This is a genomic window from Methanosarcina sp. 2.H.T.1A.6 (assembly GCF_000979455.1).
In the GTDB taxonomy this organism is placed as follows: domain Archaea; phylum Halobacteriota; class Methanosarcinia; order Methanosarcinales; family Methanosarcinaceae; genus Methanosarcina.
Window position 1 is genome coordinate 177,862 of record NZ_JJOY01000005.1, and the last position, 11,917, is coordinate 189,778.

An 11,917-nucleotide genomic window follows, 5' to 3' on the forward strand; every position below is an offset into this window, starting at 1 on the left:
TTTACAAATTATGTTTACTTATCGTAGCTGATTTTTACAAATCATGTTCTTAATAAAATAAATTATAAATTTTTACAGTAATCAACTAATCGCTTATCTTAAGTTGGTTCCTTCTATTTTTAAACATCAATCGCCAGTGTATCAAATCTCTTTCACAAAGGAAAAATGCTGCAAAGTCAAAAACGTATTCTGTTTATGTATTTTTTCTCATAACTCCAGATTATTTTCTGCTTCTGAAAAACGAAAGGGTTATTTAGTACTATGAATGTCCTAATTCTTATGACTATTATTGATACTAATTATCCTATTTTACAAATATCGCGCGTACTTTTTTTTATATTAATGTTTCCATGTGTCCTTTTAGGTGTCATTATTCCTGCTGAATGTGCTATTGAACAGCGGGGGCCACTCGTAAGTATTGCAGGGGGAGATCATCACATTCTCAATGGAGAAAACTGCCCCGGGTTTTATTATTCAACCACTTCCGGAACATATTATGAGTCACTGGAACTTTCTTTTTCAGAGGACGGATTTATTGAAACAGGAGATGCGGTCTACACTTCAAAAATCAGCTCCGGCTCGACTGCTTTTTTCGGGAAGAAATATAAGGTTCTTGAGGATGGGCTGCTCAGTGAAAGCCTGGTGAGCTACGGAAGCCGTGATCTTCAACAGGGTAATGATTTTGATCTTGGAAACGGCTATAAACTGGTGCTTCAGGGCATAAATGGGGATTACGCCCTGCTTGAGTTTCAGAAAAATTCCGTCCTAATTACTACGGAATCCGTAGAAGAGGGATCAAAATTTAACTTCAAGACAAGGATCGAAGGCACGGAATATGTGATACTGGAAGGGACTCTGGACAAGGTTCTTGATAGTAAAGACCCTGTTGTGCGCCTTACGAGCGTAAACAGGTATTCAGATACGCCTTTCAAGATCAAAACCGGAGATGAATACGGCAAGTTCGAAGTCACTGCGGTTACGAGTAAATATATTGAGTTGAAAAACAGAGTGCCTATCAGGATGCAGTTTGGGGATTATGTTTCCATGCTTGACAACCTGATCGATTTCAGGGTTGCTGATAATGTGTATCGGGCATGTTCTTACAACATGACCAAAGATACTATCAAATCATATAAGATAAGGGGCACATCTCTGGCTGTAAACCGTTCGGATTCTTCTCCGGATTCCTGTGCCTGGACCGCCGATTCTTTTGGTATGCTTTTTTACGACCCTGAGTACAATCTCAGTACAGAAAGCCTTGAACTTTCCCTTGATGCCGGAAATGATTGGGTCTCTGAAGGGGGCCTGGTTTATGAATCCCTGCCTGTTAAGGTCGCATATAAAAACCCGGAGATGAGGGATTACGGGGAAGACTGGTTTAATGAAGGATATTCCGTGCTTGGCTGGAATGGTGAAAAATGTGCATCTCTCGGTAGTGACCGGGGAATTGTAAATATTCTTCTGGATGAGGATGAGAAACTCCTCCATCCAGGTGAAGAATATGACCTGAAAGAAGGGTATACCCTGAAAGTCACCGATCTGGATTCTGATAATGCCTGCCTGACTGTTTTCAGGAACAACCTCCCGGTTTATTCAAGCATAATCTCTCCCGGCAAGTCGGCAGACTTGGGTACTCACACCCTACTCTACAAAAAGGAATTAAATGGGGTGGAAGTGCCCCTCTTCTCGGTATATGTTGACAGTGTCATACAGGGAGAGGAACTCTCTGCTGTTTATCTGAAATATCTTCTGCATTTCTCTGACAGCCCGCTTGGACTGGATTATGGGAAGGAGTTCGGAGAGCTTACTGTTGTTGAGACCTATCCGAAACTCAGGCTCGAAAATAAACATGCGGTCTGGGCTGGTTCGGAAATCAAGGTAACGGAAGAAATCCGGATTGGCCGGTTTGAAAAGAAGACCTCAGGGAATCTCTACGTGACCTTTTACCCTTTCATGAACAGGGTGGAAACTGTGGAATCCATTCTTCCTTCCTCCACTCTTCTGTCCATACCTGTTATGAGTATTGAAGAATACCTGGTCGGAATCTGATAACACTTCTTTAGGTGAAACCATGAGGAACCACAACATTACGATCTATCCTTTTTCCGCTATAGTCGGGCAGGAAAAAATGAAAAAAGCCCTGGTCTTAAATCTCATCAACCCTAAAGTGGGAGGGGTCCTGATCAGGGGGGAAAAAGGAACTGCCAAATCAACCGCAGTCCGGGCTCTTGCCAATCTTCTGCCTGAAATCGAGGTGGTTGAAGGCTGCAAGTTCAAATGCAACCCCAATAATATAAACGAACTGTGTGAGGAGTGCCTTGAAAAACTAAATGCAGGGGCCCTGAGAATTTCCCTGGTAAAAATGAAAGTTGCGGACCTACCTGTAAGTGCCACTGAAGACCGGGTTGTCGGGACCCTTGATATCGAACATGCCATCAAAACAGGGGAAAAGCGCTTTGAGCCCGGAGTGCTTGCAATGGCCCACAGGGGTATCCTGTATGTGGATGAGATTAACCTTCTCGATGACCACCTTGTAGATGTGCTCCTGGACTCTGCAGCAATGGGGGTAAACACTATTGAAAGAGAAGGGATCTCCTACTCCCATCCTGCTAACTTTGTGCTCGTAGGTACCATGAATCCGGAAGAAGGGGAACTGCGGCCGCAGTTGCTGGACAGGTTTGGTTTATGTGTGGATATAAAGGGTATCAGTGACGTGTCCCGGAGAGTTGAACTTATAAAATACAGGCTCAGTTATGAGGCAGACCCTGAAACTTTTGCAGCAAACTGGCTGGCTTCCGAAACCGAGCTTTGCGGGCAGATCCTTCTGGCTCAGAAACTACTTTCCGATGTCTGGATTTCAGATGACATGCTTGAACTGATCAGCCAGATCTGTATTGACATGGGAGTGGACGGGCACAGGGCAGACCTCACTATGATGAAGACCTCAATCACGCTTGCAGCTTTTTATGGGAGAACTGAAGTAACCGAAGAAGATGTTCGGGAGGCTGCAGGGCTTACTCTTTCTCACCGCATGCGCAGAAAGCCTTTTGATAATCAGCCCGATAAACAGGATAAATTGGACGACAGTATTGAGAAACATAAGGAAAAGCAGAAGGAAAAACAGAAAAATCAAGACAAAAAACCGAAAAACGATGACCGAAAAGAGAAAAATAACCACGAGCATCAGAATAAAGAACCGGGTAAGGGGGATCAGCAGCACAAACAAGCTGAAGGTCATCACCAGGAAAAGCCCGAAGATCAGAATGCAGAGCAACCGGACTCTTCTTCGGAAACCACTTTTGAAATCGGGGAAAACTATCAGGTAAAACAATTGTCTCCTGAATTTCGCAGAGATCAGCGAAACGGGTCTGGTAGGCGCAGTAAGACCCTGACCAGATCTAAAAAAGGCAGGTATATAAAAAGTTCAATTCCTCATGAAAAAACCACGGACCTTGCTTTTGATGCCACCCTTAGGGCAGCCGCTCCTTTCCAGCTTACGCGGGAGAAGAATGGCAATTCCATAGCAATTCATGAGTCCGATTTCAGGGAAAAAACACGGGAGAAAAAGATCGGTAACCTTGTACTCTTTGTGGTTGATGCCAGCGGGTCTATGGGTGCCCGGCAGCGCATGGTTGCTTCCAAAGGGGCAGTCCTTTCAATGCTTATGGATGCCTACCAGAAACGCGACAAAGTGGGGCTTATCGCTTTTAAAGGAGATCGTGCGGAACTGCTACTGCCTCCAACATCCAGTATAGAACTGGCTCAAAAGTATTTGCAGGAAATGCCTACGGGTGGAAAGACGCCTCTTTCGCAAGGCCTTGTAAAAGGGTATGAGGTCATAAAAACCGAACTCCTGCGTGATCCCGACACCTGCCCTTTTATGGTTCTGATCTCTGATGGCAGGGCCAATGTCAGTATGAATGGAGAATCTCCTCTTCAGGAAACAAAAACAGTAGCTTCCCGGTTAAGAGATGAAGGCATACAATCTGCTGTAATCGACACGGAAAACAGCATGATAAAATTCGGGCTTGCACAGCAGATTTCTACAGCCCTTGGAGCCACATACCTGACCCTTGAAAATTTAAAGTCAGATTCTATAGTCAATGCGGTTCGAGCTTCAGCTCCTTTTGATCTCCGGTCACCTTCAGGTGATTTTTCAGTTTGAGTCCTTTTTTTCAGTTTGAGTCCTTTTTGATTGCCTATTTTCGGACCTGACAACCTTTTTCAAAATAGGGTTTTATTTCTCCAAAATACAACAAAAGCTATATGTCTATCTAAAGCTGTAAACCATGCCTATGGATTTTCAGATCTTGGATGCAGATTACCAAATCGTCAATGACAGCGGGCCTGTCATCCGCCTCTTTGGCAGGGGAGCGGACGGAAAAAGTGTATGCTGCTTTGTCCCGGATTTTGAGCCTTACTTTTATCTTAAGGCCTCTGGAGACCTGCACGCTGTAGCAAGGCTTATAAAAGATACATTTGAGCAGGTCAAAAAGGTCGAAATTGTCGAAAAGTTTGAACCTGTCGGATACCAGAAAACAAAGAAAGAAATGCTCAGGATTACTACCCGCCTGCCAAGGGATGTGCCTGAGATAAGGGACGAGATTCTGAAGATCCGGGATGTTTTGAGAGCCGAAGGGGACTGGCAGATTTATGAAAGTGATATTCTCTTCAGAAACCGTTTTTTAATTGACAGGAACCTTGGAGGCATGGTCTGGGTCTCTGCAGAAGGGCAGCCAGTAGACCCCCCTCGATACTTCAGGACCGGTTCTGCAGGCAGTTCCCATTGCGAAAACTTTGCATGTGATTCTTCAATCCTTGCATCCGGGTTAAAGAGGGTTGAAAGCCTGGCCATTGCTCCTTTGAAGTATCTCTCTTTTGATATTGAGTGCCTGCCCCTTGACGGAGGGATGCCTTCTCCTGACGTCTCCCCCATAATCATGATCAGCTTTTCCTTCGAGCCCGAATATAAAGGGCATAAAACCCTTATTCTGCTGGCAAAACCTGCTGAAGGTATGGACGGGGATGTTATTCCATGCAGGGACGAAACCGAGATGTTAAACCGGTTTTTTGAGATTCTTTGCGAATATGACCCTGACATTGTTGCAGGGTATAACCACCAGGACTTCGATATTCCTTATATCACGGACAGGGTCAAAGCCCTTACTGCAAAAGGGGAAGTGATCAATCCGGTTGTTGGCAGGGACGGCAGCCAGATAGGTTATAGAAGGTTCGGGCTCATTACCCGGACTGAACTGAAAGGAAGGGTGGTTGTGGATGCCCTTCCTCTTATAAGGAGAGCTTTCAGCCTGAAACAGTATACCCTGAGAGTCGTTTCAAAAGAACTCCTTAACCGTGAAAAACTTGATGTTGCTCCGATGGAGATGGAAGAGTACTGGAATGATTCCGGGGATAAGTTCCGAAAATTTGTTGATTATTCACGCAGGGACTCCGAGCTTGCCCTGGAGCTTGTCCTTGAGCTGAGGCTCCTTGATAAATACATTGCTCTTGCCCAGGTAAGCGGATGCCTGCTCCAGGAGATTGTTGACGGAGGCCAGACTTCCATGGTTGAGACTCTTCTCCTCAGGGAATTCGGGCTGAAGGACAGGGTTATTCTTCCAAAACCAGGGGACGAGCTTTCGTCTGAAAGGTACGATATGAGTTCGGACCTGAAAGGTGGAGAGGTACTGGAACCGAAGAAGGGCCTTCTGGAAAATGTGCTGATCCTTGACTACAAGTCTCTTTATCCGACCATCATGATGGCTCACAACCTGTGTTACACAACTGTTGTGACTCGAGACCGGCCTGATGGGAGAACTATCACGCCTCCTTCGGGGGGAGAATTCGTGCCTCCTGAGGTATTCAGGGGTATTGTGCCTTCCATTCTTGAAGACCTGCTTAACCAGAGGGGAGAGACCAAGAAAAGGATGAAGCGGGCTTCGGATGAAAACGAGTATCGTGTGCTTGATGCCACCCAGCTCGCCCTGAAAATCCTGCTGAACAGTTTTTACGGCTATTCGGGGTATGCCCGGGCAAGGCTCTACAGCCTGACGCTTGCAAACGCCGTAACAAGTTTTGGAAGAAGTAATATCCTGAATACACGGGACCTTATCAATAATACTATAGGAAAAATCGTTCTCAGGGGTTCGGCAGCTTTACTTCTCGAAGAAGCAGGGGAACTTTCCTCTCAGGACAGAATTGTCGAACTGTCAGTTGCTTACGGGGATACGGACAGTGTTTTTGTGCACTGCAGTTCAGGAGGGGACATCTCCCTTGAAGAGATCAGTCTTGTAGGGAACCGGCTTTCAGAGATTGTTTCGGCTTCCCTGCCTGATCCGATGGAGCTCGAGTTCGAATCTGTTGCAAAACGCGCCCTTCTCATTGCAAAGAAACGCTATGCTCTCTGGCTTTTTGAGCCCAAAAATTCCGGCTGGGAAAACAAAATCAAGGTCAAAGGCATGGAAACTGTGCGCAGGGACTGGTGCGAACTGACTTCAATAACTCTTAACAGGGTTCTTGAGCTTGTGCTTATAGAGGGCGATGTTGACCAGGCTGTAGAACACGTCCGTAAGGTGGTCAACGATGTCAGAAACCTTGACCCGGGAAGAGATGCCGAGCTTATTGAAAAGCTTGTCCTGACCCGGACCCTTACCCGGAAAATTGAAAGCTACAAAAACAAGCAGCCACACCTGACCGTTGTAGAAAATCTGAGGAAGCGGACCGGGATCATGCCTTCGATAGGGACAAGGATTCCTTTTGTTATCATCGCAGGAAAAGGCCTCTTTGTTGAGCGGGCCGAGGACCCCGACTATGTCCGGGAGCTCAATGTGCCTATAGATGTGGATTACTATATTAAGAAGCAGATTCTGCCTCCCGTGGAACGCATTCTGGGGGTTTTCGGAGTCAAAATGTCTTCCCTTGACTTTGATTCAAAGCAGAAGGGCCTCTTTGATTTTGAAGTGAAGAAACCTGAAGTGAAAACGCAGGAAAAAGAAAAAGTATCCTCTCAAAAGGAGACCGAAGAGATAGTACAGGAAGAGAAAATCCAGTGTCCGGAAAACGGGCGTGCAGAGCAGCGTTCCCTGTTCGATTTCTAACGCCCGAATTGCGCCTCGGGAGTACGCGGTCCGTTTCACTCGCTTCGCTCGCTCAAGCGGACTAATTTATAGTTTATCGCAGTGAGCTTCTCTTAAGAGGACTGAATTACAAATATCTCTGACCCGTACAACTTTATTCACTATACCGGGTCGTTCTTGCCACGCTCGACGCACGGCTCGGGGTTAAGGAAATATCTATCTGGCTGACAGGCCGTCCCAAGAGCCGTGGTATCTGACCCTTTACCATACATTCTGGCCCTCTGTTTTATGTCCTGCTTTTTTATCGGGTATTATGTCCTGTTTTTTTCATCGGGTATTTGGCAACATGTTTTGAAGGTTATTAACTGTGATATTATAGCTCTTTTTTATCTTTACTATATAGTATAACAGTTTAGTTGGTACTTATTTTTTATATATACTGCCATACATTATATGTGGAGAATATTTATATATCTCTCTCCTTTTATAATCAATTGTACTAGAATTGACTTTGATAAATATAGATTGATGATTTATCATTATTTATTTTATGGAGTATGTGTAACATGGCGAATAAATTAAAAGCATACACAATCCTCACATTACTGGTGATCGGGCTTGTGTTTCTGGGAATTGGATGTACCGGAAATGAAAATAGTGAAGGCTCTTCCCCGGTTCAGGATATTTCTTTGAAAGGTTCAGATACAGTTCTTCCCCTTGCTCAGGCTGAAGCTGAAGAATTTATGATTGCATATCCTGAAAAGAGTGTGACAGTTACCGGGGGCGGGTCCGGGGTTGGGATTGCTGCGCTCATTGATGGTGGGGTGGACATTGCTACTGCATCCAGAGAAATGAAAGCTGATGAAATTGAAGCTGCTAAAGCAAATGGCATCAATCCGGTGGAGCACACTATTGCCATTGACGGCATTTCAGTGGTTGTAAACTCCAATAATCCTGTTTCTGAACTTACCTTTGACCAGCTGCGCGGCATCTACAACGGGAGCATCAGCAACTGGAAGGATGTTGGTGGTGAGGATAGGCCTATTGTGGTGATTTCTAGAGACAGCAGTTCTGGAACTTATGAATATTTCAAGGAAGCCGTGTTGCTTGGGGACGAGTACCGGCCTGATGCCCTTACCCAGCCTGCTACAGGGGGAATTGTGGGCGAGGTCACTCAGAACTCCAACGCAATCGGATACATAGGCGTTGCATATCTCGATGAGAGCGTAAAAGCCCTGAGCCTGGACGGTGGAAACGGCTCTGAATACCCAAGCTCTGAAAACATTATCAGTGGTGCATACCCACTTTCAAGACCTCTCTACTTCTATACCAACGGGGAGCCCTCGGGCCTCACAAAGGAATTCATCGACTATGTGATGAGTGAGGACGGGCAGAATCTGGTGCTTGAAGTCGGGTACTTCCCGATAAACCAGTAAAATCGGAAAAACAATTTCAAGGGAATACTATGCTCAACAGAAAGTATAAGGAAAAAACGATCGAATCGGTGCTTTTCTCAGTAAGTGCCCTTACTGTCGTCATCCTTTTCCTTATATGCCTCTTTTTATTCAGGGACGGTTTACTTCTTTTTAAAGACACGTCTCTTCTGGACTTTCTTACGGGAAAGTTCTGGTACCCGACATCCGTAAACAGGCAGTTCGGGTTATTGCCTCTGTTTTTCGGTTCACTTCTTGTTACTGCCGGAGCAATTCTTTTTGCTGTGCCTCTGGGGATTGCTTCTGCAATCTATATTTCCGAGATTGCGCACCCAAAGGTTGCGGATTTCCTTAAGCCCTTTATCGAGATCCTGGCAGGTATTCCTTCGGTTGTATTCGGGTTCTTCGGGCTTGTTGTACTGGTTCCGGTTGTGCGGACCGCCTTTAACCTGCCCACGGGGCAAACTGCTCTCACAGGCTCCATTATGCTAGGGATTATGGCGCTTCCGACGATAATTACTATTTCGGAGGATGCCATAAGTTCGGTCCCCAGTACTCTCAAGCAAGGTTCGCTTGCTCTTGGGGCCACAAGGTGGCAGACTATATACAAGGTCATAATCCCTGCAGCCCTTTCCGGAATTTCAGCAGCCGTAATGCTTGGCATAGGGAGGGCTATAGGGGAGACAATGACTGTCATGATGGTGACCGGAAATACTGCAATAATTCCTTCTTTTCCCGGAGGCATTCTGGACCCTGTGAGGACAATGACTGCCACAATCGCACTTGAGATGGGGGAGGTTCCCCAGGGAAGTACTCACTTTCATGCCCTCTTTGCGGTTGGGTCTGTACTTTTCATCATAACTTTCCTGATCAACCTGATTGCGGATTCAATTAAAAAGCGATACCGGTTCAAGGTGGACTGAGCATGGGATTGAATGCAAGAACAAGTGAAAAAATTGCCTTTGCACTGCTCAGGCTTGCAACACTGATGGTAGCAGGGTTTGTGCTGTTTATCCTTGCCTATATTGTCTATAATGGGTACAGTGTAATTAGCATTGAATTCCTTACCGAGATGCCCAGAAGGATGATGACGCAAGGCGGGATCTATCCGGCAATCGTGGGCACTTTAACTCTTATCCTCGGGTCAATGGTTGTGGCTCTTCCCATGGGGATTCTGGCTGCCATCTACCTCAACGAGTACGCAGGAGAAACCCGAACTACCTGGCTTATAGAAATGGCAATTAATAATCTTGCAGGAACTCCATCTGTGGTGTTCGGGCTTTTCGGGCTGGCACTGTTTGTTAAGTACTTTGGGTTTGGCCCTTCTATACTTTCGGCCTCTCTAACCCTTTCTCTCCTGATCATTCCGGTGATTATCCGTTCCAGCCAGGAAGCCCTGATTACAGTCCCGAAAGAGTACCGGGAATCCTCTCTCGCGCTTGGGATCAGCAAATGGCAGACCATAAGGCATGTAGTACTGCCGGCAGCTATCCCGGGAATTGTTACAGGTTCCATCCTGAGTATTGGAAGGGTTGCAGGGGAAACGGCTCCTATTCTTCTTACGGGCGCAGCTTACTACCTGCCAAGGTTGCCTGACTCGATCTATTCCCAGTTCATGGCCCTTCCCTACCATCTCTTCGTGCTGGCCACCGCCGGGACAAACATTGCCCAAACCAGGCCCCTTCAGTATGGCACGGCTCTGGTCCTTTTGATGATTGTGCTGGGCTTAAACCTTATAGCGGTTCTGATCCGCAGGCATTACAGGCAAAAATTGAAAATTTGATTTAAGTTTTGTTAATAACGTATCAGGGTTTATATGATAATTGAGGTCCATAAATGACTGAAGCTGTTCAAAACGTAGCTCTGCCCCAGATAAAAGTAGAAAACCTTAATCTGTGGTACGGGGAAAAGCAGGCTCTTAATAATATCTCCATGCATATCCCCAAAAACAGCGTAACCGCTCTTATAGGTCCTTCCGGTTGCGGAAAGTCTACCTTCATCCGGTGTTTTAACAGGATGAACGATCTTATCAAGAACTGCAGGGTCGAAGGTAAAATCTCGATTGAAGGCAAGGATATCTATGGAACGGGCGTGGATGTTGTTGACCTCCGGAAACGTGTTGGAATGGTTTTCCAGAAGCCTAATCCTTTCCCGATGTCCATTTACGACAACATCGCATATGGGCCGCGTATTCATGGTATAACTAAGAAAGATCTGGATGGTGTTGTCGAGGGTGCCCTTCGTTCGGCTGCCATCTGGGATGAGACCTCAGACCGGCTCAAGTCTCCTGCCCTTTCCTTGAGTGGGGGGCAGCAGCAAAGGCTTTGTATTGCCAGGACTCTGGCAGTAAAGCCCGAAATCATTCTTTTCGATGAGCCCTGCAGTGCTCTTGATCCTATTTCAACATCAAGGATCGAAGAACTGATCATTAACCTTAAAAAAGATTATACGATAGTAATTGTAACTCATAATATGCAACAAGCGGCAAGGATTTCGGACTACACGGGCTTTTTCCTAATGGGTGAACTGATTGAGTTCGGTCAGACAAGGCAGATTTTTCAAAATCCTATGGAACAAAGCACTGAGGATTATATTACTGGTAGGTTTGGGTGATTAATATGGTTCGAGAACGATATCTAAGGCAGCTGGACCTGCTCAAGGAGTCCGTACTTTCTCTCGGGGAAATGTCTGAACTGATTTTTCACGACTCCATGGAGGCGGTTATAGACCTCAATGTCGAGCTTGCCAAAAAGACGCTTGCCCTTGAGCCGGAAGCAGATAAACTTGAGGAAGGAATCGAGGTTTCGATTTTTGACCTGCTTGCGCTTCAGCAGCCCATGGCCAGCGACCTCAGGCTTGTTGTGTCGGCGCTTAAGATGGCTGCAGACCTTAGAAGGGTCGTGGGGCTTTCAATCAATATTGCCAAAATTCCCGGAAAAATCGAAGGTGGGCATGTGAAACCGCTCATAGATACCAAAAGAATGGCAGATATTACCGCAGATATGATTGCAAATTCCATCAAAGCTTTCGAGACGCGGGACCCTGAACTTGCAAGAGCGACAGCTGCCCGGGATGAAGAGGTCGATCAGATCTTTTATGCGGTCTGGGTAGAGTTAATCGAAATGATGGCTAAAGATACAAGTATTATTTCCAAAGCCACACATTTGCTCTTCCTGATCCGCTACCTGGAAAGGATTGCAGACCACTGCTGCAACATCTGTGAGAGTGTTGTCTATCTTACGACGGCTGAACGCATTAAGTTAAACTGAAACGGCTTTCTGGCTGTTTTCCTTCATTTTTTCTTTTCTTTTCTTTTTATCCGCTGCATCTTTTTTCTTTCCTTTTCTCTTCTGCATCTTTTTTCGTTTCTGTCATTTTTGTTTTCTCTCATTTTTTTCCTTTTACTCA

General features: G+C 45.8%; 8 protein-coding genes. All 8 read left to right on the forward strand.

The features are described 5' to 3' along the window. The first annotated feature begins 342 nt into the window (after positions 1–342). Positions 343–2,049, forward strand: coding sequence for an S-layer protein domain-containing protein (locus EO98_RS01520; protein ID WP_235283889.1), 1,707 nt, complete (start codon positions 343–345; stop codon positions 2,047–2,049). A 22-nt stretch (positions 2,050–2,071) separates the two neighbouring features. Continuing rightward, positions 2,072–4,165 (forward strand): putative cobaltochelatase, encoded by a 2,094-nt coding sequence (locus EO98_RS01525; RefSeq protein WP_048142932.1) that lies wholly within the window; start codon positions 2,072–2,074, stop codon positions 4,163–4,165. A gap of 124 nt (positions 4,166–4,289) precedes the next feature. Further along, a complete protein-coding gene (locus tag EO98_RS01530) occupies positions 4,290–7,097 on the forward strand; it encodes a DNA-directed DNA polymerase (protein WP_048142929.1) in 2,808 nt (935 codons plus the stop codon). A 545-nt stretch (positions 7,098–7,642) separates the two neighbouring features. Next, the gene (locus tag EO98_RS01535) at positions 7,643–8,512 is read left to right on the forward strand and encodes a PstS family phosphate ABC transporter substrate-binding protein (protein ID WP_048137009.1); all 870 of its coding nucleotides are present in this window, start codon (positions 7,643–7,645) and stop codon (positions 8,510–8,512) included. A 29-nt stretch (positions 8,513–8,541) separates the two neighbouring features. Beyond that, entirely contained in the window at positions 8,542–9,432 is an 891-nt protein-coding gene (pstC, locus tag EO98_RS01540) for a phosphate ABC transporter permease subunit PstC (protein ID WP_048137007.1), read from the forward strand. 2 nt (positions 9,433–9,434) lie between these two features. Then, positions 9,435–10,292, forward strand: coding sequence for a phosphate ABC transporter permease PstA (pstA, locus tag EO98_RS01545; RefSeq protein WP_156160980.1), 858 nt, complete (start codon positions 9,435–9,437; stop codon positions 10,290–10,292). Positions 10,293–10,345: 53 nt separating this feature from the next. Then, the gene (gene pstB / locus EO98_RS01550) at positions 10,346–11,122 is read left to right on the forward strand and encodes a phosphate ABC transporter ATP-binding protein PstB (RefSeq protein ID WP_048137005.1); all 777 of its coding nucleotides are present in this window, start codon (positions 10,346–10,348) and stop codon (positions 11,120–11,122) included. A 5-nt stretch (positions 11,123–11,127) separates the two neighbouring features. After that, positions 11,128–11,778, forward strand: a complete 651-nt coding sequence (gene phoU, locus EO98_RS01555; protein WP_048137003.1) for a phosphate signaling complex protein PhoU — start codon at positions 11,128–11,130, stop codon at positions 11,776–11,778. The last annotated feature ends 139 nt before the right edge of the window (positions 11,779–11,917 follow it).